This is a genomic window from Aeromonas sp. ASNIH2 (genome assembly GCF_002934795.1).
GTDB classification, from domain to species: Bacteria; Pseudomonadota; Gammaproteobacteria; order Enterobacterales; family Aeromonadaceae; genus Aeromonas; species Aeromonas caviae.
Genome location: NZ_CP026406.1, coordinates 2297501 through 2322800 on the forward strand (window position 1 = coordinate 2297501; position 25300 = coordinate 2322800).

Annotated in this window: 23 protein-coding genes, 1 tRNA gene and 2 rRNA genes (1 of these 26 only partly in view); 13 read left to right on the forward strand and 13 right to left on the reverse strand. The window is 59.0% G+C overall.

Annotation, left to right across the window (positions count from 1 at the left end; genetic code table 11):
• The 4 genes from C3F36_RS10770 to tcdA form a co-directional block, all read left to right on the forward strand.
• Window positions 1-1735: ribosomal RNA gene (locus C3F36_RS10770) — 23S ribosomal RNA — on the forward strand (it extends 1154 nt beyond the left edge of the window).
• A gap of 121 nt (window positions 1736-1856) precedes the next feature.
• Window positions 1857-1971: ribosomal RNA gene (gene rrf, locus C3F36_RS10775) — 5S ribosomal RNA — on the forward strand.
• A 96-nt stretch (window positions 1972-2067) separates the two neighbouring features.
• Window positions 2068-2144: transfer RNA gene (locus tag C3F36_RS10780), tRNA-Asp, on the forward strand.
• Between the two features lie 147 nt (window positions 2145-2291).
• Window positions 2292-3128 carry a tRNA cyclic N6-threonylcarbamoyladenosine(37) synthase TcdA gene (gene tcdA / locus C3F36_RS10785; protein WP_104455048.1) on the forward strand — a complete coding sequence of 279 codons (837 nt, stop codon included), beginning with the start codon at window positions 2292-2294 and terminating at the stop codon, window positions 3126-3128.
• Between the two features lie 21 nt (window positions 3129-3149).
• Here tcdA and C3F36_RS10790 read toward each other — a convergent pair whose 3' ends face one another.
• Window positions 3150-3584, reverse strand: coding sequence for a SufE family protein (locus C3F36_RS10790; RefSeq protein ID WP_199769691.1), 435 nt, complete (start codon window positions 3582-3584; stop codon window positions 3150-3152).
• 13 nt (window positions 3585-3597) lie between these two features.
• Window positions 3598-4818 (reverse strand): cysteine desulfurase, encoded by a 1221-nt coding sequence (locus C3F36_RS10795; protein WP_104455050.1) that lies wholly within the window; start codon window positions 4816-4818, stop codon window positions 3598-3600.
• A gap of 152 nt (window positions 4819-4970) precedes the next feature.
• Here C3F36_RS10795 and rep point away from each other — a divergent pair, with 152 nt between their 5' ends.
• Entirely contained in the window at window positions 4971-6983 is a 2013-nt protein-coding gene (gene rep / locus C3F36_RS10800) for a DNA helicase Rep (RefSeq protein WP_043155654.1), read from the forward strand.
• Here rep and C3F36_RS10805 read toward each other — a convergent pair.
• From C3F36_RS10805 to C3F36_RS10825, 5 genes are all read right to left on the reverse strand, one after another.
• Window positions 6970-9273 carry a putative bifunctional diguanylate cyclase/phosphodiesterase gene (locus tag C3F36_RS10805; RefSeq protein ID WP_104455051.1) on the reverse strand — a complete coding sequence of 768 codons (2304 nt, stop codon included), beginning with the start codon at window positions 9271-9273 and terminating at the stop codon, window positions 6970-6972. The two genes, rep and C3F36_RS10805, sit on opposite strands and share 14 nt — an antisense overlap.
• A gap of 84 nt (window positions 9274-9357) precedes the next feature.
• Window positions 9358-9810, reverse strand: coding sequence for a c-type cytochrome (locus C3F36_RS10810; RefSeq protein WP_039041132.1), 453 nt, complete (start codon window positions 9808-9810; stop codon window positions 9358-9360).
• Window positions 9811-10029: 219 nt separating this feature from the next.
• Entirely contained in the window at window positions 10030-11055 is a 1026-nt protein-coding gene (gene tdh, locus C3F36_RS10815) for an L-threonine 3-dehydrogenase (protein ID WP_010672427.1), read from the reverse strand.
• An 89-nt stretch (window positions 11056-11144) separates the two neighbouring features.
• Window positions 11145-12335 carry a glycine C-acetyltransferase gene (locus C3F36_RS10820; RefSeq protein WP_045522539.1) on the reverse strand — a complete coding sequence of 397 codons (1191 nt, stop codon included), beginning with the start codon at window positions 12333-12335 and terminating at the stop codon, window positions 11145-11147.
• Window positions 12336-12518: 183 nt separating this feature from the next.
• Complete coding sequence (locus C3F36_RS10825; RefSeq protein WP_104455052.1) at window positions 12519-13163, reverse strand: TetR/AcrR family transcriptional regulator; 645 nt, start codon at window positions 13161-13163, stop codon at window positions 12519-12521.
• 154 nt (window positions 13164-13317) lie between these two features.
• On the opposite strand from C3F36_RS10825, the gene rfaD reads away from it, so the two are divergent.
• Genes rfaD through C3F36_RS10850 form a run of 5 tightly spaced genes read left to right on the forward strand, consistent with a single transcriptional unit; the run spans window position 13318 to window position 19067 of the window.
• Window positions 13318-14277 carry an ADP-glyceromanno-heptose 6-epimerase gene (rfaD, locus tag C3F36_RS10830; protein ID WP_039041134.1) on the forward strand — a complete coding sequence of 320 codons (960 nt, stop codon included), beginning with the start codon at window positions 13318-13320 and terminating at the stop codon, window positions 14275-14277.
• 49 nt (window positions 14278-14326) lie between these two features.
• Window positions 14327-16087 carry a polysaccharide deacetylase family protein gene (locus tag C3F36_RS10835; protein ID WP_104455053.1) on the forward strand — a complete coding sequence of 587 codons (1761 nt, stop codon included), beginning with the start codon at window positions 14327-14329 and terminating at the stop codon, window positions 16085-16087.
• A 6-nt stretch (window positions 16088-16093) separates the two neighbouring features.
• Window positions 16094-17311, forward strand: coding sequence for an O-antigen ligase family protein (locus tag C3F36_RS10840; RefSeq protein WP_104456035.1), 1218 nt, complete (start codon window positions 16094-16096; stop codon window positions 17309-17311).
• Entirely contained in the window at window positions 17308-17988 is a 681-nt protein-coding gene (locus C3F36_RS10845; protein ID WP_104455054.1) for a glycosyltransferase family 25 protein, read from the forward strand. The genes C3F36_RS10840 and C3F36_RS10845 overlap by 4 nt, the downstream gene beginning before the upstream one ends.
• Window positions 17988-19067, forward strand: coding sequence for a glycosyltransferase family 9 protein (locus C3F36_RS10850; RefSeq protein ID WP_103244031.1), 1080 nt, complete (start codon window positions 17988-17990; stop codon window positions 19065-19067). Before C3F36_RS10845 ends, C3F36_RS10850 begins: the two co-directional genes overlap by 1 nt.
• Here the strand turns inward: C3F36_RS10850 and C3F36_RS10855 are convergent.
• From C3F36_RS10855 to C3F36_RS10870, 4 genes are all read right to left on the reverse strand, one after another.
• Window positions 19018-20082 carry a glycosyltransferase family 9 protein gene (locus tag C3F36_RS10855; protein ID WP_103858484.1) on the reverse strand — a complete coding sequence of 355 codons (1065 nt, stop codon included), beginning with the start codon at window positions 20080-20082 and terminating at the stop codon, window positions 19018-19020. The genes C3F36_RS10850 and C3F36_RS10855 overlap by 50 nt on opposite strands.
• Before the next feature lie 215 nt (window positions 20083-20297).
• Complete coding sequence (locus C3F36_RS10860; protein ID WP_010635518.1) at window positions 20298-21554, reverse strand: PTS ascorbate transporter subunit IIC; 1257 nt, start codon at window positions 21552-21554, stop codon at window positions 20298-20300.
• Window positions 21555-21614: 60 nt separating this feature from the next.
• Window positions 21615-21902 carry a PTS sugar transporter subunit IIB gene (locus C3F36_RS10865; RefSeq protein WP_199769692.1) on the reverse strand — a complete coding sequence of 96 codons (288 nt, stop codon included), beginning with the start codon at window positions 21900-21902 and terminating at the stop codon, window positions 21615-21617.
• Between the two features lie 32 nt (window positions 21903-21934).
• Window positions 21935-22378 (reverse strand): PTS sugar transporter subunit IIA, encoded by a 444-nt coding sequence (locus tag C3F36_RS10870; protein ID WP_104455056.1) that lies wholly within the window; start codon window positions 22376-22378, stop codon window positions 21935-21937.
• Between the two features lie 252 nt (window positions 22379-22630).
• On the opposite strand from C3F36_RS10870, the gene C3F36_RS10875 reads away from it, so the two are divergent.
• The 3 genes from C3F36_RS10875 (at window position 22631) to C3F36_RS10885 (ending at window position 24544) form a co-directional block, all read left to right on the forward strand.
• Window positions 22631-23653, forward strand: coding sequence for a LacI family DNA-binding transcriptional regulator (locus C3F36_RS10875; RefSeq protein WP_041212112.1), 1023 nt, complete (start codon window positions 22631-22633; stop codon window positions 23651-23653).
• Window positions 23654-23914: 261 nt separating this feature from the next.
• Window positions 23915-24037: a hypothetical protein gene (locus C3F36_RS24010; RefSeq protein WP_104455057.1), complete on the forward strand. Its 123-nt coding sequence runs from the start codon at window positions 23915-23917 to the stop codon at window positions 24035-24037.
• 162 nt (window positions 24038-24199) lie between these two features.
• On the forward strand, window positions 24200-24544 hold the full coding sequence (locus C3F36_RS10885) for a DUF2799 domain-containing protein (protein WP_080989975.1): 345 nt from the start codon (window positions 24200-24202) through the stop codon (window positions 24542-24544).
• A 57-nt stretch (window positions 24545-24601) separates the two neighbouring features.
• On the opposite strand, the gene C3F36_RS10890 is transcribed toward C3F36_RS10885, so the two are convergent.
• Both C3F36_RS10890 and C3F36_RS10895 read right to left on the reverse strand, forming a co-directional pair.
• Entirely contained in the window at window positions 24602-24772 is a 171-nt protein-coding gene (locus C3F36_RS10890) for a hypothetical protein (RefSeq protein ID WP_010672439.1), read from the reverse strand.
• 56 nt (window positions 24773-24828) lie between these two features.
• The gene (locus C3F36_RS10895) at window positions 24829-25260 is read right to left on the reverse strand and encodes a flagellar basal body-associated FliL family protein (RefSeq protein WP_010672440.1); all 432 of its coding nucleotides are present in this window, start codon (window positions 25258-25260) and stop codon (window positions 24829-24831) included.
• Window positions 25261-25300 lie beyond the last annotated feature (40 nt).

Consider the following 25300-nt stretch of genomic DNA (forward strand, 5'->3'; position numbering starts at 1 on the left):
TCACGCTAAGCGTGAGTGGTAGGGGAGCGTTCTGTAAGTCTGCGAAGGTGTATCGAGAGGTATGCTGGAGATATCAGAAGTGCGAATGCTGACGTAAGTAACGATAAAGGGGGTGAAAAGCCTCCTCGCCGGAAGACCAAGGGTTCCTGTCCAACGTTAATCGGGGCAGGGTGAGTCGACCCCTAAGGCGAGGCCGAAAGGCGTAGTCGATGGGAAGCAGGTTAATATTCCTGCACGACTTGTAATTGCGATGGGGGGACGGAGAAGGCTAGGTGGGCCAGGCGACGGTTGTCCTGGTGAAAGTGCGTAGGTGGTGTTTCTAGGCAAATCCGGAGACACAACACTGAGACACGAGACGAACGCACTACGGTGCGGAAGCCATTGATGCCCTGCTTCCAGGAAAAGCCTCTAAGCTTCAGATTACAAGTCATCGTACCCCAAACCGACACAGGTGGTCGGGTAGAGAATACCAAGGCGCTTGAGAGAACTCGGGTGAAGGAACTAGGCAAAATAGAACCGTAACTTCGGGAGAAGGTTCGCTCTTGATGGTGAAGTCCCTTGCGGATGGAGCTGTCGGGAGTCGCAGTGACCAGATGGCTGGGACTGTTTATCAAAAACACAGCACTCTGCAAACACGAAAGTGGACGTATAGGGTGTGACACCTGCCCGGTGCCGGAAGGTTAATTGATGGGGTTAGCGCAAGCGAAGCTCTTGATCGAAGCCCCGGTAAACGGCGGCCGTAACTATAACGGTCCTAAGGTAGCGAAATTCCTTGTCGGGTAAGTTCCGACCTGCACGAATGGTGTAACCATGGCCATGCTGTCTCCACCCGAGACTCAGTGAAATCGAATTCGCCGTGAAGATGCGGTGTACCCGCGGCTAGACGGAAAGACCCCGTGAACCTTTACTACAGCTTGGCACTGAACATTGAACCTACATGTGTAGGATAGGTGGGAGGCTTTGAAGGCGTGACGCCAGTTGCGCTGGAGCCGTCCTTGAAATACCACCCTTGTATGTTTGATGTTCTAACGCAGGGCCCTGAATCGGGCTCGCGGACAGTGCCTGGTGGGTAGTTTGACTGGGGCGGTCTCCTCCCAAAGAGTAACGGAGGAGCACGAAGGTTGGCTAATCCTGGTCGGACATCAGGAGGTTAGTGCAATGGCATAAGCCAGCTTAACTGCGAGACGGACAGGTCGAGCAGGTACGAAAGTAGGTCATAGTGATCCGGTGGTTCTGAATGGAAGGGCCATCGCTCAACGGATAAAAGGTACTCCGGGGATAACAGGCTGATACCGCCCAAGAGTTCATATCGACGGCGGTGTTTGGCACCTCGATGTCGGCTCATCACATCCTGGGGCTGAAGTCGGTCCCAAGGGTATGGCTGTTCGCCATTTAAAGTGGTACGCGAGCTGGGTTCAGAACGTCGTGAGACAGTTCGGTCCCTATCTGCCGTGGGCGTTGGATGATTGAAGGGAGTTGCTCCTAGTACGAGAGGACCGGAGTGAACGAACCTCTGGTGTTCGGGTTGTCACGCCAGTGGCACTGCCCGGTAGCTAAGTTCGGAATCGATAACCGCTGAAAGCATCTAAGCGGGAAGCGAGCCCTGAGATGAGTCATCCCTGACCCCTTGAGGGTCCTAAAGGGCCGTTGGAGACCACAACGTTGATAGGTGGGGTGTGTAAGCGTAGCGATACGTTGAGCTAACCCATACTAATTACCCGTGAGGCTTAACCATACAACACCCAAGAAGTGTTTCTGGCCTTGTAGCGAATGAGTGAACTACTTACAAATTCAGTGATAATGACAAGCAACTAGCAAAGTCGTTATTCACGTCAGCTTTCTGGATTAAGATTTTGCCTGGCGGCAATAGCGCAGTGGAACCACCTGACCCCATGCCGAACTCAGAAGTGAAACGCTGTAGCGCCGATGGTAGTGTGGCATTCGCCATGCGAGAGTAGGACACTGCCAGGCACCCAATTAAACAGCATCGTGCAACATCACGACGCTGGCTGCGAGGATGACACCTCATAGAAGCGGCAAATGATTTAGCGAAAGCTAACCGAATGCGGAGCGGTAGTTCAGTCGGTTAGAATACCGGCCTGTCACGCCGGGGGTCGCGGGTTCGAGTCCCGTCCGCTCCGCCACTAACAAGAAGCCCAGTCGAAAGACTGGGCTTTTTTTCGTTTCCGGCACCACACTCATTTCCCGCTCGCATCAACACTGTCATCATCCGATCATCGCCCCTGAGAATGGTTGCCGCTATAATGGCCGCCCTCAAGCAAGGTGGTGGTATGAAAGCAGAGTATCTACAGCGATTCGGGGGCATTGCCCGTCTTTATGGTCAGAGTGCGCTGCACTCCTTCAGCCTGGCAAGAGTCTGTGTGGTGGGGATCGGTGGCGTTGGTTCCTGGGCCGCAGAGGCGCTGGCCCGTGCCGGCATCAACCAGATCACCCTGATCGACATGGATGACATCTGCATCACCAACACCAATCGCCAGATCCACGCCATGCAAGGGACGGTCGGTCGTCTCAAGACCGAAGTGATGGCCGAGCGCATTCGTGCCATCAACCCGGATTGCGAGGTGATCGAGGTGGATGACTTCGTCACCGCTGACAACCTGGCCGAGCATATCAAGCGGGAGTTTGACTATGTTGTGGATGCCATCGACTCGGTCAAGGCGAAGGTGGCGCTGATTGCCTTCTGCAAGCGCAACAAGATCCCGGTGATCGTGGCGGGTGGTGCCGGCGGGCAGATGGACCCGACCCGGATCACCGTGGTCGATCTGGCCAAGACCATTCAGGATCCGCTGGCCGCCAAGGTGCGCTCCGACCTGCGTCGGCTGCACAACTTCAGCAAGAATCCGGCGCGCAAGTTCGGGGTGGAGTGTGTCTTCTCAACCGAGCAGCTGAGTTATCCGGATGGCCATGGTGGCACCTGTCAGGCCAAGGCGGCCAGCGACGGCAATATGAAGATGGATTGCGCCTCCGGCTTCGGCGCCGTGACGCCGGTGACGGCGACCTTTGGTCTGGTGGCCGCGTCCCGGGTGTTGAAGAAGATTGCCGAGCGCGGGGCCCGCGCAGAGAAAGAGGCCGGGAATGAAAACGCCGGGTCGATTGGCGAAGCCTAATCGACCGCTGAACAAGGCGGGTTAGACGGCCTGTTTCCGGATCGCCTGCACTATTGCCCTGAGCCCGTTGCCCCGCGACGGGCTCAGGTGTTTCTCCAACCCCAGTTCGGCGAAATAGCCGTCCATATCGAAGGTCCGAATGGCCTCTGCACTCCGGTGGTTGAGCGCCGCCAGTGCAATGACGATCAGGCCACGCACAATGCGGGCATCGGAATCGCAAGCAAAGTGCCAGTTACCATCCTCACCTTTCTCCCCCTTCAACCAGGCCTGGCTCTCACACCCCTTGAGGCGAAATGCCTCCTGCTGCCATTCGCCGGGCAGTGCAGGCAGCAGTTTGCCGAGCTGGATGATGAGTCTGTACTGGTTTTCCCAGCCGTGGGCTGCGGCAAACTGCTGGCGGATGGCGTCGGCATCGGGCTCAAGGCCTATGGGTGTATAGGTTGCGATGCTGTTCATTGGATTGTCTGCCTTAGAAGAAGTCACGGAGTTTGTGCAGGGCGGCCAGCAGGGCGTCGACATCGTCCCGATTGTTGTAGCAGGCCAGGGAGGCGCGCATCGTGCCGCCGACACCAAGCGATTCCATCAGCGGCATGGCGCAGTGATGGCCGACCCGCAGGGCTATGCCCTGCATGTCGAGCAGGGTGGCGGCATCTTGCGGGTGGATGTCGTCCAGCAGGAAAGAGACCGCGCCGGCGCGCTGACCGGGTTCGCCGACCAGACACAGCCCTGGCACCTGTTGCAGTCCGGCAACCAGATAGTCGGTCAGCGCCGCTTCATGGCTGGCCAATGAATCCTTGTCCTGCTCCATCACAAAGCCGATGGCTGCGGCCAGGCCGATGGCGCCGGCAATATGGGGGGTGCCTGCCTCGAATTTGAAGGGCGGGGTGTTGAAGGTGGTGCCGCTGAAGCTGACCCTGTCTATCATCTCGCCGCCGGCCTGCCAGGGGGGCATCCGCTCCAATAGCTCAGTGCGGCCCCACAGCACGCCGATCCCGGTCGGGCCATAGAGCTTGTGGCCGGAGAAGGCGTAGAAGTCGCAGCCGATAGCCTGCACATCCACCACGAGATGGGCCACCGCCTGGGCGCCGTCGATGAGGCTCAGGGCCCCGACCGCCTTGGCCGCTGCCACCATCTCTTTGACTGGATTGACGGTGCCAAGGGCATTGGAGACGTGAGCCACGCTCACCAGTCGGGTGCGTGGTCCCAGCATGGCGTGATAGGCAGCCATGTCGAGATCGCCCCGCTCATCGAGGGGGACGACCCGGATCACGGCACCGGTACGCTGGGCGACCAGCTGCCAGGGGACGATATTGGCGTGATGCTCCAGGGTGCTGAGCACGATTTCATCCCCCGCCCTCAGCTCGCTCATCCCCCAGCTCTGTGCCACTAGATTGATCGCCTCCGTGGTGCCACGGGTCCATATCACTTCGTGGCTGCGAGGGGCATTGATAAAGCGGGCAACCGTCTCGCGGGCATCTTCGAAGGCGCGTGTGGCCCGGCCGCTCAGGGCATGGGCGGCGCGGTGCACGTTGGCATTGTCGGCCCGATAGTAGTGATTGATCGCATCCAGCACGGCTTGCGGTTTCTGGGTGGTGGCGGCGTTGTCCAGATAGACCAGAGGGTGGCCGTTCACCTCCTGCGCCAAGGCCGGAAACTGGCTGCGCAGCCGGGCGTGCTGTTGCTGATTCATGCTCCCCTCATCTCGTCTGGAAAAGTCGGTCATGATCCGGAAAATGGCGGGCAAACACAAGATGAAGTGGCGGGATCCCGTGCCCGGTTTCGGCTGCCCGCGGGATCTCTGCTACAATGCCGCCCCTCATCATAAGCCAAGAGATCCGGCCCATGAAGCTCAACCCCAATCAGAACGAAGCGGTCAAGTATGTCTCCGGCCCTTGCCTGGTGCTGGCGGGTGCCGGATCGGGCAAGACCCGCGTCATCACCAACAAGATTGCCTATCTGGTACAGCAGTGCGGCTACAACGCACGCAACATAGCGGCGGTCACCTTTACCAACAAGGCGGCGCGGGAGATGAAGGAGCGGGTCGGTCAGACCCTGGGCCGTAAGGAGGCGCGGGGGCTGATGGTCTCCACCTTCCACACTCTGGGGCTTGAGATCATCCGCCGCGAGCACAAGAGCCTGAATCTCAAGGCCAACTTCTCCCTGTTCGATGACACCGATCAGCTGGCGCTGCTCAAGGAGCTGACCGAGGCTGAGCTCGACAACGACAAGGACAAGCTCTCGGCCCTCATCAGCCAGATCTCCAACTGGAAGAACGACCTCATCCTGCCTGCCCGGGCCATGCGCATCGCCCGCGGGCCGGAAGAGGTGCTGATGGCTCAGCTCTACGAGCGCTACCACCGCCAGATGGTGGCCTACAACGCGCTGGATTTTGACGACCTCATCGTGATGCCGACCCTGCTGCTCAAGAGCAACCAGGAGGTGCGCGAGCGCTGGCAAAACAAGATCCGCTACCTGCTGGTCGACGAATACCAGGACACCAACACCAGCCAGTACGAGCTGGTGAAGCAGATCGTCGGCGAGCGAGCCCGCTTCACCGTGGTGGGTGACGATGACCAGTCCATCTACTCCTGGCGCGGGGCCAAGCCGCAGAACCTGGTGCTGCTGAACGAAGACTTCCCCAATCTGCGACTCATCAAGCTGGAGCAGAACTACCGCTCCAAGCGGCGCATCCTCAAGTGCGCCAACATCCTGATCGCCAACAACCCCCACGTCTATGACAAGGCGCTCTTCTCCGAGCTGGACGAGGGGGTGAAGCTCAAGGTGCTGTTTGCCAAGAACGAGGAGCACGAGGCGGAGCGCATCGCCGCCGAGCTGATGGGTCACAAGTTCATGAACCGCACCCGCTTCAAGGATTACGCCATCCTCTATCGGGGCAACCATCAGTCGCGCATTTTCGAGAAGGCGCTGATGACCAACCGCATACCCTACCGTATCTCGGGCGGTACCTCATTTTTCTCCCGTACCGAGATCAAGGACATCATGGCCTACCTCAAGCTGCTGGTTAACCCGGATGAGGACACCGCCTTCCTGCGGGTGGTCAACCTGCCGCGCCGCGAGATAGGCCCCACCACCCTCGAAAAACTGGGCCAGTACGCCAACCAGCGTGGCAAGAGCCTGTTTGCCGCCAGTTTCGAGCTGGGGCTGGAGCAACACCTCTCCGGACGCGGTTTATCCGCCCTGCAGGCCTTCACCAACTGGCTGGTACGGCTCGGCGATCAGGCGCTGCGCGGCAATCCGGTGGAGGCGGTGCGGGACATGATCAAGGAGATCCACTATGAGGAGTGGCTCTATGAGACCTCCCCCAGTCCGAAGGCGGCGGAGATGCGGATGCAAAACGTCTCCACCCTTTATCGCTGGATCAGCGAGATGCTGGAAGGGGATGAGCTGGAGGAGTCGATGACGCTGGCTCAGGTGGTGACTCGCCTCACCCTGCGGGACATGATGGAGCGCAACGAAGGGGAGGATGAGGCGGATCAGGTGCAGCTGATGACATTGCACGCCTCCAAGGGACTGGAGTTTCCCTATGTCTACATGGTGGGCATGGAGGAGGGGTTACTGCCGCACCAGACCAGCATCGACGAGGACAACGTGGAGGAGGAGCGACGCCTCGCCTACGTGGGGATTACCCGGGCCCAGACCGAGCTGACCTTTACCCTCTGCAAGGAGCGTCGCCAGTTTGGCGAGTCGGTGCGGCCGGAGCCGAGCCGCTTCCTGCTGGAGCTGCCCCAGGATGACCTGGAGTGGGAAAACCAGAAGAAGGTGACGGCAGAGGAACGCCAGCAGAAGGGGCAGGTTGGTGTCGCCAACCTGCGGGCCCTGTTCAAGAAGGATTGAGGCCGGAAGGCTTGGCCTCTCGGGCGGCCTGACCCAGCAGGGGGGGAATATCGGCTCCCGGTAGCGGGGGGGAGATGTGGCGCCCCTGCCCGAGGGTGCAGCCAAGCTCGATGAGCTTTTGCAACTGCTGCTGATTTTCGATCCCCTCGACCACCAGGGTGAAGTCGAGGTCCTGGCAGATGTCCCGCATGGCACGGATAAGCGCCAGATCCTTGGGTGAGTTCAACATGCGATGGGTGAAGCTGTCGTCCACCTTGATGTAATCCACCGGGAAGTGAAACAGGGCGTTGAGGGAAGAGAAGCCGGTGCCGAAGTCATCCAGGCTGACCTGGATCCCTTTCGCCCTCAGTTCATGCAAGGCTGTGAGGGAGTCGGCACTCTGCCGGGAGAGCTCGCGTTCGTTGAACTCAAAGATGAAACATGCGGGGATGACACCCTCCTCCTCCATGATGGTGAGCAGTTGCATGATCTGCTCGTGGCTGGCCAGGTGCTTGCCGGAGAGGTTGATGGCTATCCTGAAACGACCGACCCCGGAGGCGGGTTGCCAAAGCTTCAGTTGCTGGCAGGTGCGCTTGAGGATCTGGCGGTCCAGATCCTGAATGAGGCCGCACTGTTCCGCCAGAGGAATGAAGTCGAATGCATCCTTGAGCTCCCCTTCCTCCGTTATCCAGCGCGCCATCACCTCCAGTCCGACCAGGCGGCTGTCACACAGCCTGATCACCGGCTGGAAGTAGGGCACAATCCGCCCTTCCCGCAAGGCTCTGAAGAGCCGCTCTTCCGGTGACCCCGCCTGTTCGGTACAGGCCTCCGAATACATGACGATGCGGCTGCGACCGTTGCGCTTGGCCTGGTACATGGCGAGGTCTGCCTGGTGCAGCAGTTTACTGACATCGGCCGTTTGCTCCGTCACGCTGGCGACCCCCAGACTGACGGTGATGGTCAGTTCGTTGCCCTGGAGCCGGAACGGATGGCCGATACGGCCAATCAGGCGATTGAGCACGGGGCTGATGTCCTCTTCCCGCTGGCTGTTGTCCAGATAGATGACGAATTCGTCCCCTCCGAGCCTCGCCACCATGTCATTTTGCCGGATGCAGCCTTGCAGCCTGCTGCCCAGCTCCTGCAGCAACTGATCGCCAGCACTGTGGCCCAAGGCGTCATTGACCTGCTTGAAGTGATCCACATCGACGAAGATCAGGGTGAAGCCGGCTGTCTGGTAGCGGCGGTAGCGGGTCATGGCATGATGCAGGTGATTCATCAGCAGCGCCCGGTTTGGCAACTGGGTCAGCGGGTCGTGCAGGGCATTGAACTGGAGCCGCCGCTCCAGCTCCTGATGATGCTTGAGCCGTTTCTGCAACCTCAGGTTGGTTTGGCGCAGCTGTTGGAGGCGCTGGTTGATGGACTCCTCCGAGTTGAGCTCATCGAGTTGCTGTCGCACCCTTTTGAGCTCCAGCAACAGGGTCAGCTGATGGCGCAGGAAATCGAGGAACAGCCTGTCATCGGTTTCCAGAGGCCGGGTCATGTTGAGGATGAGGTGGGCAAAGTATTGCTGCTGCTGGCGCAGGGGCAGGCTGCACCAGTAAAGCCCCTCTTCATGGCGCTCTACGCTGTTGGTGCTGTGGCACATGGCCCGAATGATGTCATCGTCGTATGTCAGGTGTGGTGGATAGAGTCGCTCCAGTCGCTGGTTTTCCAGCCGGATCAGCAACATGTCGCTGACCGAGAGCATCTGGCGCAACACAGCTTCCAACTGGGCAAACAGGGCATGCTGAGGCAGGTTGTGAGCCAGGCGCATCACTCGGCCGATCTTCTCGATTTTCTCCTGCCACTGGGGATCCCGCTGCATGAGAGGGGAAGCCTGCCCCGCCAGCTGGGTACCGGTCTGGGTTTCGTGCAGGCGTTTGGCCAGGCACTCCAGCAGCAACCTCAGGGTGGGTGCCTGATCCGGGGTGCTGCGTGCCAGCAACCACTGCACGTCGATATGCTCCACAGGCTGTACACACCAGCCCTGACCTTCATCGAGCCGGGTGAGCTGTTCGGTTAGGCGAGGTTCTTCCCGTCCCAATTGTTGTTTGAACACGTCGGGAAGCTGATAGGTGTAGCGCCAGTTCAGCCCCCCGTCGGCCAGCCCCAGCATGGCGAAATGTTGCAGAGGGCAGAGTGTGTCCAGCAGACCGACCAGTCGGGCGTAATCCTCGGGGGAGGCAATGCCGGGGGCGGGAAAATCCATGATGGAGGAGACGACCGCCAGCAAGGAGTGCGAGTCTGGCGGTGTGGTGGGCTGAACTGACATGCAACACTCCCGAAAAAACTTACCTTCAAGCGTAGTCGGAAGTGATGGGATTGAAAGGGCTGCAAGAGGAGCCCTTTCAATTACTTAGAGCTTGTCGATCATGTAGTGAATGGCGTTCTCGATCTCTTCGTCACTGCAGGTGGCACAGGTCCCCCGCGGTGGCATCATGCCAGCCTTGCCGGTGAAGCCTTCGATGGCGTGTTTGCGCAAGGTGTCGAATCCCTGGGCGATGCGTGGCTCCCAGGCGGCCTTGTCACCTCGCTTGGGGGCGCCGGCGGCACCGGTATCGTGGCAGGCGAAGCAGGCACCCTTGAACACGGTCTCTCCGTCACGTGGGCCGGAGGAGGCTGCCGCAGGCGCCGCCGCCGCGGTCGCAATGCCTTCCAGATCCTTGGCGGTATAAACCTGGCCAACCGGGGCAATACGCTCGGCGATGGCCTCTGTCGACATGTCATCGGCGGCAAGGACGGCGCCGGACAGAGTGGCGGCCGCCATCCCGGCAGCCAGCAAATAGCTCAGTTTTTTCAACACGCTCATGTACTCCCAGCAGGCTCTTATTATCCCCAGAAAACGACGGGATTATAACCGAATAGTTACAGTCATTTAAACGCTTGTGTGTGAAGTGTTAAGCAATCTGCAAACAAAGTGGCAGAGCAGGAAGGGGTGATCCCACATAAAAAAACCCGGCATGCGCCGGGTTTCGTGAGGCTGAACAAAATAGGGCGCGCTGATTGCCCAGGCGCCCCTCGCGTGTCCTCAATCCCAGTTCAGGATCACCTTGCCGGACTTGCCCGAGCCCATGGCTTCGAAGCCCTGCTGGAAGTCATCGATATGGAAATGGTGGGTGATGATGGGGCTGAGATCCAGGCCAGACTGGATGAGGCTTGCCATCTTGTACCAGGTTTCGAACATTTCGCGACCGTAGATCCCCTTGATGAAGAGTCCCTTGAAGATCACCTTGCCCCAGTCGATGGCCATGGTGGAGGGAGGAATGCCGAGCATGGCGATTTTGCCGCCGTGGTTCATCTTGTCGATCATGTCCTGGAAGGCGCTGGGCACCCCGGACATCTCCAGCCCCACATCGAACCCTTCGGTCATGCCGAGATCTTCCATGACATCGGAGAGCTTCTCCTTGGCCACGTTGACGGCACGGGTGGCGCCCATCTTGCGGGCCAGTTCCAGCCGGTATTCGTTGACGTCGGTGATCACCACGTGACGGGCGCCAACGTGACGGCAGACGGCAGCAGCCATGATGCCGATGGGGCCTGCGCCGGTGATGAGCACGTCTTCACCCACCAGGTCGAAGGAGAGGGCGGTGTGCACGGCGTTGCCGAACGGATCGAAGATGGCGGCCAGCTCATCGGGGATGTTGTCCGGCAGCTTGAAGGCGTTGAAGGCCGGGATCACCAGGTATTCGGCGAAGGATCCCGGGCGGTTCACACCCACACCAATGGTGTTGCGGCACAGGTGGGTGCGACCGGCACGGCAGTTGCGGCAGTGGCCGCAGGTGATGTGGCCTTCGCCGGAGACGCGATCGCCGATGGCGAAGCCGCGCACTTCCTGGCCGACGGCGACCACCTCTCCCACATACTCGTGCCCTACCACCATGGGGACGGGAATGGTCTTCTGGGCCCACTCGTCCCAGTTGTAGATGTGCATGTCGGTGCCGCAGATGGCGGTCTTGCGGATCTTGATGAGCAGATCGTTGTGGCCGAGCTCGGGAGCCGGGACATCGGTCATCCAGATGCCGACTTCGGATTTGAGTTTGGAGAGTGCTTTCATGACAGATTCCTCACGGCGCCATGCCGGGTACAGAGGGTAATAAAATGGGGCCCAACCTTGGCCCCCGTTTTAATCAGCCAGCCATGTGATCAAATCACACCGAGCTCGCGACCGATGCGAATGAAGGCATCGATCGCCTTGTCCAGTTGCTCCCGGGTATGGGCGGCGGACATCTGGGTCCGGATGCGCGCCTGACCCTTGGGTACCACGGGGAAGGAGAAGCCCACCACGTAGATACCGGCGTCCAGCATGCGGCTCGCCATCTCGGCGGCCAGTTTGGCATCCCCCAGCATGACCGGAATGATGGCGTGATCGGCGCCGGCCAGGGTAAAGCCGGCGGCGCTCATGCGCTCGCGGAAGTAGGCACTGTTCTCCTTGAGGCGGGCACGCAGGTCGTGACCCTCGGCCAGCATGTCGATCACCTTGATGGTGGCCGAGACGATGGAGGGTGCCAGGGAGTTGGAGAAGAGGTAGGGACGGGAGCGCTGACGCAACCAGTCGATCACCTCTTTCTTGCCGGATGTGTAGCCACCGGACGCGCCACCCAGCGCCTTGCCCAGGGTGCCGGTGATGATGTCGACCCGTTCCATCACCTCGCAGTATTCGTGGGTGCCGCGGCCGTTCTCGCCGATGAAGCCGACGGCGTGGGAGTCATCCACCATCACCAGCGCGTCGTACTTGTCGGCCAGATCGCAGATGGATTTGAGGTCGGCGATGACGCCATCCATGGAGAAGACACCGTCGGTGGCGATCAGCTTGAAGCGGGCGCCGTCGGCATCGGCCTGCTTGAGCTGGGCTTCCAGTTCGGCCATGTCGTTGTTGGCGTAGCGATAGCGCCTGGCCTTGCACAACCGCACCCCATCGATGATGGAGGCATGGTTGAGGGCGTCGGAGATGATGGCGTCTTCGGCACCGAACAGAGTCTCGAACAGACCGCCGTTGGCGTCGAAGCAGGAGGAGTAGAGGATGCTGTCTTCGGTGCCGAGGAAGGCGGACAGCTTCTGCTCCAGTTCCTTGTGCTGGTCCTGGGTACCACAGATGAAGCGCACCGAGGCCATGCCGAAACCGTGGCTGTCGAGCCCCTGATGGGCGGCGGCAATCAGGTCGGGATGGTTGGCCAGCCCCAGGTAGTTGTTGGCACAGAAGTTCAGTACCTGCTCGCCGCCCACCGCAATCTGGGCCTGCTGGGCCGAGGTGATGATGCGCTCCTGCTTGTATAGCCCTTCCGCCTTGACCTGTTCGAGCTGTGCGGTCAGGTGACGATAGAATCCGTTAGACATCCTCGGTCCTCATTGCTGTATCGACTGTGTTATCAGGATCCCGGGCCGTGCAACCCGCACGGTTCGGCGTCGTCACGGTCGCGACGAAACGCCGACAGACCCTAGAATGGGCAACATTTTACTGTAATCCCTGCGTATAAATTCAAATTTTTATGCTGATAATCAACAATTGTGAAACAGATCTCACCCGGCTGGTTGGGCCAGTTGGAGATAATGTTGCTCCAGTTGATGTATCTGGGGAGCCACTTGTGGCTGCACGTAGGGGCGCAGCAAAAACAGCACCCGCAAGACCCCCTGGTAGAGCAGGGGCTTGGTGATGCGGGTGGCCGGGGCCTGGGCGATCTGGAACGGGATCCAGCAGGTGACGACCATCTTGATGGTCTGACCGAGATCCGGCAGGTCTTCATCGCTGACGGCGATGATGCCGCCTTCGCGCAGGCTTCTGAGCAGCGTCTCCACGGTGGCACGGAGCTGCTCCTGTGCCTTGAGGTATTTCTGCTGCAGCAGCTCGTCGCGACTCAGGATGTCCGGCAGGTTCGCGTAGAAGAAGCGGAACTGCCACATCAAATAGAAGATGGCATCCAGGTAGCCCATCAGATCCTCCAGCCGGATCGCGCTGCTGCGGATCGGGGTGAAGCTGTCGCTCAGGTGGCGGGCGTACTGATCGAAGATGGAGTGGATGATGTCTTCTTTGTTTCTGAAGTGGTAGTAAAGGTTGCCCGGGCTGATGCCAAGGTGTGCGGCAATGTGGTTGGTGGTGATGTTGCGCTCGCCCTGATCGTTGAACAGCTCGGTGGCGCTGTGGATGATCCTGTCTCTGGTCTTCATCGCTGGTCCCTCTGCCGGGCCCTAAGGGGAAAAGTCATCGAGGTCGAATCCCCTTGCGGCCCGTGATAAACTTTTCGGCAATTTCAAATTGGCCCACTATACACAGCTTTAACAGGCAGTCACACGGGGCCACAACGTACGCGAGGCAAACTCCATGATCGTAGTAACTGGCGGTGCTGGCTTTATCGGCAGCAATCTGGTCAAGCAGCTGAACGCTCAAGGACGGACCGATATCGTGGTCATCGATGACCTGACCGACGGCACCAAGTTCGTCAACCTGGTCGACCTCACCATCGCCGATTACATGGACAAGGACGAGTTCCAGGCGCGGATCGTCTCCGGTGACGAATTCGAGGAGTGGGATGACGGCATCGAGGTGATCTTCCACGAAGGCGCCTGCTCCGCGACCACCGAGTGGAACGGCAAGTTCATCATGGAGGTCAACTACGAGTACTCCAAGGATCTGTTCCACTACTGCATCGAGCGGGAAATCCCCTTCATCTACGCTTCTTCCGCCGCGACCTATGGCGGGCGCAACGACAACTTCATCGAAGATCCCAGGTTCGAGCAGCCCCTCAACGTCTACGGCTACTCCAAGCAGCTGTTCGATCAGTACGTGCGTCGCTGGATGCCGGAGATCAACTCCCAGGTGGTGGGTCTCAAGTACTTCAACGTCTATGGTCCCCGCGAGCAGCACAAGGGATCCATGGCGTCCGTGGCCTTCCACCTCAATACCCAGGTGAAGCAGGGTGACAATCCCAAGCTGTTCGAGGGCTGTGACGGCTTCCCGGATGGCGGCCAGATGCGCGACTTCATCTACGTGGACGACGTCTGCAAGGTGAACCTCTGGTTCTGGCAGAATCCGCAGCACTCCGGCATCTTCAACTGCGGCACCGGCCGGGCTGAGCCGTTCCAGAACGTGGCGGAAGCCGTGATCAGGCATCACCAGAAAGGCGCCATCGAATACATTCCCTTCCCGGATCACCTCAAGGGTCGCTACCAGAGCTTCACCCAGGCGGATCTCACCAAGTTGCGCGGCGTCGGCTATGACGGCGAGTTCAAGACTGTGGCCGAAGGCGTGGCCGATTACATGGCCTGGTTGAACCGGGCTTGATCCCCCTCTGGCGGGTGGCTCTGGCCACCCGTCGATCGGATGCGCTTGCATGAACATATTGATGGCTCTCTCCCAGCTCGAAGTGACGGGCGCGGAGGTCTATGCCACCACGGTCGGCAACGAGCTGACCCGCCGTGGCCACCAGGTTTTCTACGTCTCTGACACCCTGACCAAGCCGACTCTGGGGCCGGTCTTTCGGTTGCGCTTCAACAAGCGCAGTATCCTGCGCCGCTTCTGGCACGTCTTCTATCTCATCTATCTGATCCGCAAGCACAGGATCCAGCTTGTGCACGCCCATTCGCGCGCCTCGGGCTGGAGCAGCTACGTCGCCTGCAAGCTGACCAGAACCCCCATGATCACCACGGTGCACGGGCGCCAGCCGGTACACGCCTCCCGCAAGGCATTCCATGCGTTGGGCTATCGGGCGGTGGCGGTGTGCGAGGATATCGCCAGCCAGATCATCGACAACCTGGGGGTGGACCCGGCCATGGTGCAGGTGCTGCGCAACGGCATCGAGACCGACAAGTTCCAGCCCGTGCCGATACCGGACAACGACAAACCGGTGATCGCCATCATAGGCCGGCTGAGCGGTCCCAAGGGGGAGCTCTGCTACCGGCTGCTGGACGAGGTGCTGGATCTGGAAGCCTGTCGGGTGCGCGTCGTCAGCGGCACCCAGGTGCCGGCGCGTTTTGCGCGTTTTCAGGACAAGGTCGACTTCGTCGGTTATGTGGACGATGTGCCCGCCCTGATGGCGGGCTGCGATCTGGTGATCGGTGCCGGTCGGGTGGCGATGGAGGCGCTGCTGTGCGGTCGTCCGGCGTTTGCCATCGGCGAAGCCAGGGCCATCGGTCTGGTGACTGAGCAGAATCTGGACGAAGCGCTTGCCAGCAACTTCGGCGACATCGGCCCCAGAGATCTGGCCATCGACTTTGCCGGGCTGAAGGCGCAGATCCCCTCGGCGCTGGCCTCCAAGGTGGTGCCAGACCCAGTGCGCCAGCGGATCCTGCAAGAGTATGACTTGCAAGGCGTCGTGACCGGGCTGGAATCCGTCTATCAGGATGCCGTGGTCGAGACTCTGCGCCGGGAGATGCCGGTCATCATGTATCACCGCTTCATCAAGCACGAGAGCGAAAAGGGAGTGCATGGCACCTGGCTCCCAGTCGCCATGTTCGAGAAGCACCTCAAGCTGATGAAGTGGCTGGGCTACGAGACGCTGACATTTGCCGACCTGGCGGAGAACGGGTTCATCCACCGGCTGCAATACGGCAAGAAGTACCTGATGATCACCGTGGACGACGGCTATCGGGACAACCTCACCCGCATGCTGCCGCTGCTGGAAAAGTATGGCTACAAGGCGGTGGTCTATGTGGTGACCGGTGAGGATCACAATCGCTGGGATGTGGAGCACCCGACCCACCCCGATACCCCGGTGACCCTGATGACCCCGGAGGAGATCAAGGCGCTGGTGGCCTCCGGTCATGTGGAGATCGGGGGCCATACCCTGACTCACCCCCGCCTGAGTACGCTCCCCCCAGAGGAGCAGGCCCACCAGATCCAGGCCAACAAGGCCTGGCTGGAGCAGTTGCTCGGCCATCCCCTGATCTCGTTTGCCTATCCTTACGGGGATCTGAACGACAGTGCAAAAGCCCAGGCCGTTGCCGCCGGTTATCGCTATGCTGTGGCCACCAACAGCGGCCCCAGAGCCATGCACCGGGATCCGTTCCAGATCCGCCGGATCGCCATCTTCCCCCGCACCGACATGTTCGGCCTGTGGCGCAAGATCCGTGGCAACTATGTATTCAGGAAATAAGTATTGATGTCTATTAAGCCTCACGAACTGCTCGATAGAGCAACGACCACTGTTTATGCACTAACCATAATGTTTGCCTTCTGTGGGTTGTTTCTGGTCCCTCCTGGCCAGAGCATCCTCTCCAACTTGCTGGTGGTGTCGGGTCTCTTTGGCCTGTTGAACTACTTTGTTGGAGGAAACAAGGATGTATTCTTTATCGATCGCCGCCTGATCTGGGTCTTCATATTCTACGGTGCCGTGATCATGCTGAATAGAATGATTCATGGTGACCAATACGGAGTCATGCGAAATTTATTATATGTGGCGGTTTTTTCTTTGGTTATGCCGCGCAAGAAAATACTGTTGACTCTGGGGGCTATATCTATCCTGATGGGTGGTGTTGGGTTAGGAGCCTTGAGTGTTTGGCAGCATTTAGATGGTATTGTCAGAGTTGAAGGCTTCACCAATGCAATCCTGTTTTCTCAAGCAGCACTGACATTGGTCATTCTGAATTGGTGCGTATTTGTTAAATCTAGAGGATATCCATTGGTGAAAGTGTTTTCTCTCATTTCACTTGGGTGTTCTATACTTGCACTTTATCTTTCACAAAGTCGTGGTGTCTGGTTGGCATTGGGTGTCGTTATTAGTTACCTTGTACTGTATAAAGCTATTTTCAAACCATGGAAATATAGTGCCATAGCATTACTGTTTATTATGTGTCTTGGTGTGATCTATCATACGAATACACTTGTTCAAGATAGAATTTCTGCTGCAGCATCAGATATAAATCAAATGAGCGTGGGTTCTTACGGGTCTTCGTGGGGACTGCGCGTTGTGGCTTGGAAGAGTGCCTGGTTAGGTTTTTTGGATGCACCACTGATAGGTGTGGGCTCGGATGGGTTCAGATCCGTCAAAGAACAGCAGGTGTCGCAAGGACTGATCTCACCCCTAGTATTGGATTCTGCATTGGCTCATGCTCATAACCAGTATATGCAGAATCTGATTATTCGAGGAATTGTGGGTCTATTGGCACTGATTATTTTCATATTCTACCCAATGAAAATTTTCATAGAAAGAAAAGGATGGGGGACTCCATACGCAGTGATTCCTCTATCCTTTGCCATCAGTGCATTAAGTGATGTGCCTTTTGAACATCAGAACACGTTGTATATATATGTGCTGAGTTTGGTGTTCTGCTGGTGTGCGATAGAAATAAAGTATGATAGGGAAAATAAAATATCATGATTCCAGTTTTCGTGATCAGTTTGGCCAGGAGCCATGATCGACGCGCCTTTATTGAGAAGCACATGAGCAGCCGTGCTGTCGATTTTGTTTTCTTTGATGCCGTTGATGGTAAAAAACTCTCAGAAGATGAGTTGAAAAACGTGGACTTCCTCATGGCCAGACAGTTTTGTGGTCACGATCTGAGTTTGGGTGAGGTTGGCTGTGCCATGAGCCATATCCGCATATATGAGATGATGGTTACCAAGAATATAGAGCACTGTGTCGTGCTGGAGGATGACATCTATCTGCACAGCCACTTCAAGGCCATAGTGTCGAAGGCCATGTCTGCTTGCCAGTCAGATATTATTTTCTTGTACCATGGCAAGGTGAAGTCTTGGCCATGGATGAAGAAGATGCCGGAAGGGTATCGTCTTGCCAAATATATCTCCCCGAGCCGGAACTCCAAGCGAGGCATCATATCGACGGCAGGATATATCTTGACTCTGTCTGGCGCCAAGAAACTGCTGAGCAAGGCCTACCCCATTCGGATGCCATCCGATTATCTGACAGGCCGCTTGCAACTCAACGGTCTGACGGCCTCGGGTGTTGAGCCTTGCTGCATGGATGTCGGTCTGTTCGATACCACGATCGATGATCGTAACTATGGTCCTCATGTGACCGATGACGAGGTTCGATAGTGATCAGTTATTTACAGCTATTACGTGATCGGGTGCGCAGAGCCCTGGGTATTCTCTTGTTTGACAAGAAGATGCCACTCGGCATCCAGGGGGATATCAAGCATATTTTGGTGGTTCGCTGGGATGCCAAGCTGGGGGATTCCTTTATCTCCTCCTTTTTCTTCCGGGAGCTAAAAAAACTGCCGGGCAACAAGAAAGTGACGGTTATCACGACCCCAGCCCTGGCCAGCCTGTATCGGGATTGTTTCGGGGTTGATGAGGTCATCGAGATCAACAAGCGACCCGGCTACGGTGCTATTGGCAAGATGGTGTCAGCCATTCCCCATGTCGATCTGGTGATACATCTCACCGAGGGGATGAAGATGAAGGATCTATATCTCCTGCACAAACTCTCGTCGACCAATGTTGCCTCCCTCGACGACAGTATCGGACGTGTCAATGTGAAGTTGTCCGAGGCGACGGCGGGCATGCTGTTCCAGGATAAATATCGCTATCTGCTGTCACTGCTGGGTGCGAAAGAAGTAGATCAGAAGTACATGATCCCAGTGGCAGAGAAGGGGAATGTGACCTCGGCCTGTGATGACCTCATCCTCATCAACCCCTTCGGCAGCACTCAGTACAAGTCGTTCTCGCACGCCAAGATGGTTGAGTTGTTGAAGACCTTGGCAACCGAGTTCGCTGCCTATCGCTTCGGAGTGCTCTCTTCACCCGCAACTTATGCTGCGGCGGAGGCCATGCTCAGAGCTAGCGCGGCTAGCAATGTTATGCTGCTGGAGGGCGTAAAAACCATAGATGATGCTATTTATTGTGTTCAGCAGTGCATGGCTGTGCTGTCGGTGGACACCGCCATAGTGCATATCGCCGTCGGATTGGAGAAGCCGCTGGTGGCTATCTATCCGCGCCATGGTGAGACGTTCAACCAGTGGTTGCCGACCAGCACGCCGCGGGTCCGGATCCTGTTTAGCGACTCCCCTGGCCTGAATGCCGACATGAACAATGTCGATGACCGGGCCGTCTGCGAGGCGCTAGCTAGTCTGCTGTCCGTGACTGAGCAAGCAGAGCCGCTAGCCGCTGAATAACCAGCTCAGGTGTAATTGAGCGGAACAGGGCTTCATCGAAGAAGTCCTTCTCCTGGGTCGGCAACTGATAATCCGCCCCCTTGGCGTCGAAGATATCGATGGCCTGATACCGGGGGTGGTTCACCGGGTTGGCGATGATCTTGTCGCCGCCTGGGGCCACTATGGTCAGCAGCGGCAGATCGATGGCCTGCGCCATGTGCCGTGGGCCAGTGTCGTTGCCGACAAACAGCTGGCAATGGGCGAAGAGCCCCACCAGTTCCCGTACCGAGCGGGTCTGAACATGGTCAAACACGCTGGCCTGCAGCGCTGCTGGCAGTAACGGCTTCAGGCTGCGGTTGTACTCCTCTTCCCCCGGCCCGCAGTAGATCAGGATCTGGGCGTCGTGCTGCTCGATCAGCCAGCGCGCCACCTCGGCGAAGCAGTCGATGGGCCAGCGCTTGTAGTGACCGAGGGAGTTGACCCCCATGGCGATGAGTGGCCGGGTCGGGTCGACGCCAGCGGCCAGCAGGGTCTCGCGCCCCCGTTGTCTCTCCCCGTCGCTGAGCCAGAGGTAGTAGTTGCGATCTTCGCTGGCCAGCTTGAGCGGCTTGAGCAGTGAAAACCGGTCGTCCACCAGGGTGCTGTTGCCCTGATGCTCGGTGTCATGGCGAAAGCGCACGATGCGGTTGTGGCCCAGGCGCCATGGGAAAGAGTCGAAGCCGATCCGCAGGCGGGCGCCGGAGAAGAGGCAGGTCAGCAGGCCTATCATCTGGCCCTGGCTGTTGATCACCACATCGTAGCGCTCGCGGCGAATGCCCAGCAGCAAATCCTTCATGTAGCGCCACTCGTTGCGGCGCGCCTTCTCGATGACGATCAATCGATCGATGTTGGGGTTTCCCTCTGCCATGCCCGCGCAGTAATCCATGACCAGATAGTGAACTTCCCCGGCAGGGTCGTGCTGCTTGAGGTTGTTGCACAGTGCGGTGGAGATCAGCACATCTCCTATCTGTTTAGTTTGTACTACCAGGTATTTCATGGAAAGGGCCTCGAGCGAGGTCGGGTTGAACGTCAGCGCATCAGCATATCGTACTCCCCTGTCAGATGCTGCCGCTATGGGGTGAAAATCCGATCCAACGCACTGTGTTTGCACATATTTTCGACGTTGTTTGGGCTGGTGGGGCCCGGCTGGCAGTACGGGAGGATGAGCGGGGGCATGGCACCGTCGGCCATGCCCCCGATGGGCAAGAGTGATCAGCGTACGATGAGGCCGAGCAGGATCCCCACCACGCCGAAGTCGGCATCGCTGAAGGTGGTGTTGGCAAAGCCGAGATCCCCCAGTACCGGCAGCAGGAACACCGGCAGGAAGGTGATCAGCAGGCCGTTGGCGAAGGCTCCCAGCAGGGCGCCGCGACGACCGCCGGTGGCATTGCCGAACACCCCGGCCGCCGCGCCGACGAAGAAGTGCGGTACCACCCCCGGAATGATGACGGTGAGCCCCAGTAGATAGAGCAGCACCATGCCCACCAGACCGGCGGCAAAGCTCGACAGGAAGCCGATCAGCACCGCATTGGGGGCGTAGGGGAAGACGATGGGGCAGTCCAGTGCCGGCTTGGCGTTGGGCACCAGCTTGTCGGAGATCCCCTTGAAGGCCGGCACGATTTCGGCGATGACCATCCGCACCCCCTGCAGGATGACGTAGACACCGGCGGCGAAGGTGATGGACTGCATCAGGGAGAACATGAACCAGTGTTTGCCCTTGGCGACTTCCGATACGTAATCCGCACCGGCAAACAGGGAGGTGATAAGGAAGATGATGCCCATGGTGAAGGAGATGGCCACCGGGGTATCGCGCAGGAACAGCAGGCTCTTGGGCACCTGCACCTCTTCGCTGCTGTGGGCCTTGTTGCCGAACTTGGCGCCGATCCAGCCGGCCAGCACGTAGGAGCAGGTGGAGAAGTGGCCGAGTGCCACATCGTCCGAGCCGGTGATCTGCTTCATGTAGGGGTGGGCGAGGGCCGGGAACAGCACCATGGTCACGCCGACCACCAGGCTGCCCACCGCGATGAGCGGGATGCCGCTCATGCCGCCGGCGGAGAGGATGGCCGCCACCATCATCGACATGAAGAGAGTGTGGTGACCGGTCAGGAAGATGAACTTCCACGGGGTGAGCCGGGCGATCAGGATGTTCACCAGCATGGCGAAGAACATGATCATCGCCATCTCCTTGCCGAACGACTGCTGGGCGATGGAGACGATAGCCTCGTTGTTGGGCACCACCCCCTTGATGCCGAAGGCGTGCTGGAAGATGGTGGCGAAGTCGCCCAGCGAGTTCACCACCAGGGTGGCGCCGGCTCCCAGGATGACGAAGCCCATGATGGTCTTGACCGTGCCCTTGATGCACTCGGTCACCGGTTTCTTCTGGGCGATCAGGCCGATGAGGGCGATCAGGCCAACCAGCACGGCCGGCTCCGACAGCACGTCAAACATCAGAAAATTGAAAAATTCCATGGTCAGCTCCAAGCAGATGGAAGCGGCGGCTCACCGGCCGCCCAGACAGTCGCAAAGGGGTTAGAGTGCGCCCAGCTCGCGCAGGGCGATGGCGAGTTTTTCTTTCATGGCGGCCTTGTCGACCATGTTGTCCAGCGATACCAGCCGGCCGTCGACGCCCATGCTGACCAGCTGTTCGGCGATGTCGCGGGTGGCGACAAAGATCTCGGCGCGCTCGTTGCCGGCGGAGGCGAGATCCCGGTGATCCACCTCGGCCGTCACGGCCAGCTCCTTGAGAATGCTCTTGATGCTCATCTCCATCATCAGGCTGGTGCCCAGGCCGTGTCCGCATACAACCAGAATTTTCATGTTCTCTTCCTCTGTGGGGCGCAGGGCGCCACTCAATAACGCGCCAGGATGCGCAAGATGTCGTCTTTGCTGGTGGCCGTCATGATGGCCGCCACGTCTTCTTCATTCATGAACAGTTCGGCCAGCTGGGCGATGGTCTCCACGTGGGAGTTGCTGTCGCTGGCGGCCAAGGTGACCAGCAGCCGGACCGGGTCGTTGCCCTCGGAGCCGAAGTTGACCCCCTCCTTCAGCACGGTCAGCGCCAGTCCCAACCGGTTTACGCCGTCTTCCGGGCGGGCGTGGGGCATGGCCAGGCCCGGTCCCAGCACGTAGTAGGGGCCGAGCTCCTCGTGGGAGCGATAGAGCGCCGCCACATAGGAGGGCTCTATGGTGCCGTTGGCCAGCAGGGGGGCGGTGGCCAGCTCGATGGCGTGGCGCCAGTCGCGGGCGCCCGCTTCGATGGAAATGACCTCCTCGGTCAGCAATTGGGTCAGCATGGCAGTGTCCGGGCTGGATAGGATGGCGCCAATCTAGCGATCTTGCCCTTTGATAACTGTGAGCTTGATCGCGAAAGTTAGCGCTACCAGATAGCGCTAACATTGATCTGTGATAGCGCTATCATTTCTCTCACAGAAGGGATTCATCCTGCCCCTTATCGGCCTCAAAGAAGGTAAAATCCGGTTTGAGCAAATAGTCAATGCCCTGCTTTTGCCTTAAAGTGAATGCCCGTATGCCGAGGAAGGGAAAGGATGTCAGAAGCGAAAAAACGCCGCAGCACGGGTCGGGTGACCCTCAACGACGTGGCTCAGTTGGCTGGCGTGGGAGCCATGACGGTGTCGCGCGCCCTGCGCACCCCCGAGCTGGTGTCAGACAAGATGCGAGAGCGCATCGAGGCGGCGGTGGATGAACTCGGCTATATCCCCAATCGGGCGGCGGGGGCGCTGGCTTCCGCCACTTCCCAGACCATAGTGGTCATCGTCCCCAGCCTGGCGGAGCGCGCCTGCGGTGACATGATTGCCGGGCTGCAGCAGACCCTGCTCGCCGAGGGCTACCAGATCATGCTGGGGGATGCCCAGCACCTGAAGCAGCAGGAGGCCAGCCTGCTCAGCAATTTCCTGCAGCACAATCCGGCCGCTGTGGTGTTGTTTGGGGGGGATCCCGGGGAGGTCATCCGGCAGCGCCTGCAGGCGGCCCGCTTGCCGGTGGTGGAGGTGGGAGCTATGGCGCGCCATCCCATCGACATGAACGTCGGGGTCTCCAACTTCGATGCCGGTTATCAGCTGACCCGCCACCTCATCGAGCGCGGTCATCGCAACATCGGCTTTCTCTGTGCCCGCCAGGAGCAGTGGATGCTGCAGCAGCGCATGCAGGGCTGGCAGAAGGCGCTGCTGGACAACTACCTCTCCCCGGACGCCATCATCAATACCTCTGAGCTGCCGAGTTTTAGCACGGGGGCGGCCATGCTGGGGGAGTTTCTGTTGCGCTGGCCCGAACTGGATGCGCTGATCTGCGTCAACGACGAGCTGGCGGCCGGGGTGCTGTTCGAATGCCAGCGCCGCCATCTGAGCGTGCCGGGCAAGCTCGCCATCGCCGGTTTCGACGATCTGGATGTGGCGCGCGCCTGTCATCCTGCGCTGACTTCGGTCAGGATCCCCTATCACCAGATGGGCAGGGAGGCGGCGGAGCTGATCCTGCGCCAGCTGGCGGGCGAGGAGGTGGCCGGCATGAGCCTCGCCCTGGATTTTCAATTGCAAAAGCGCCAGAGCACCTGAGGAGCGATGCCACGACAGGGCGAGGCAAGCATGTTCAAGGCGTTGTGACCGAAGACCCGGTTGGTGCGTCGTCGTCCTGCGCGGAAACTGCCAGCCGACGTGTTCGCCCGGTCTGTCACCGGGTTGGAGCAGAGCGTGGATGCCACCGGAGCCATGACTCCAGGTGGCTGCACCCAGGTCAAGCTCTGATCGGAACCACTGGCGAGCCCCATTATTCTGGATAGACTTTGTAGGCCGGTGCACTATCCAAGGAGAATGAGCATGGGTACGCAGACGCCTGATTTCGATCTCGATGATGACTGGGAGCCGGAATCCTGGGAAGACGATCTGGAGGAGCTGGATGACGAGAGCTGGCAGGACTATGACCCTCTCGACGATCAGTGACTCCCTGTAACGCCTGAGGGCGGGCCTGGTGCCCGCCCGATTTTTTGTGTGGCGAGGGGGGCAGCCCTTGGTGAGAACGGGGCGGGCTGGTTAGAATGAACTGCTCAAATGACGCTGTACGAGGCAGGCAGCGGCTCAACAACGATTCCAACGACGCCAAGGATGAATATGCGCTCACTCGTCATCATGTTTTGTGCCGCCCTGCTCGGGGGCTGTGTTTCCAACTCCGACGACCCTTGCGAGAAGGTGTGGAGCGACGTGGGAGAGGCGGACGGCAAGCTCGGTTTTGCTGGCGATCGGGTTGCTTTTCACCAGACCCAGTGCGGGGAAAAAGTGGACCTTGCCCTTTGGGAGCTGGGTCGCCAGAAGGGGCTGGCCTGGTATTGCCGACCCGAGCATCTCTATCTGGCAGGACGGTCGGGAGAGGAGTATCGCGGCGTCTGTCCCAACGACGTGCAGGCCCGTCGCCTGTTTGAACAGGGTCGCCATGGCTGGACTGATCAATAAATCAGCCTTCCTCTCTCTTCTGAAATCTTGTGTGAACCTCTTCGTGAGAAGAGTTACCTACCCTTCTTTATGCTTCAGCCGCAGCGGCTGGCACAGGTAATCCTTGTCATTGGCGCTGCGGGCACACTTGCCACACACGAATTTGGGTTTACGCACAATCTTGCGCAGCGTCTTGAGATCGGCGGGGATCTCGTGACGGCGCCACTCACACAGCGTCTTGTGACCCATGACGTCCTCGACAGTGAATGCAACGGGTGAGAGGGGCAGGACCCCTCCCGGTGTGGTTACTGGTACAGGTATTTGGTGAAGATGAGCTCGCGGACCGCCTTCTTGCCTGTCTCCTTGACCAGCAGCTCATTGACCTTGGCCTCACACTCCTTGCGCAGCTCTTCCCGGTTCACCAGGGACTTGATCTGTGCGCCCGTCTTGCTGCCAATCAGCCGGATGATGGCGTCGCGGATCAGGGGGTCGTGCTGCTCCAGCAACTTGAGGTCGGCAGCGTCCGTGGCCATCAGCTCTACCGTCACCCGTACATAGCCGAGGGTTTTGCCGTCGCCAAGGTAGTTGGTGATGATGTCCGGATCCAGAGCGTGATAGGCGAATCCCGGCTGGACGGCGGAGGAGGCGGGATCGGTGGCCTCTTCCTCATTGGCGAAGGCCTGTGTATTCAAGAGGGTACACCCCAGGGACAGCAGCAGAATTCTGAAGATCTTCATCTGGATGGCTCGGCAGCGACGGATGCCCCATTTTTGATGC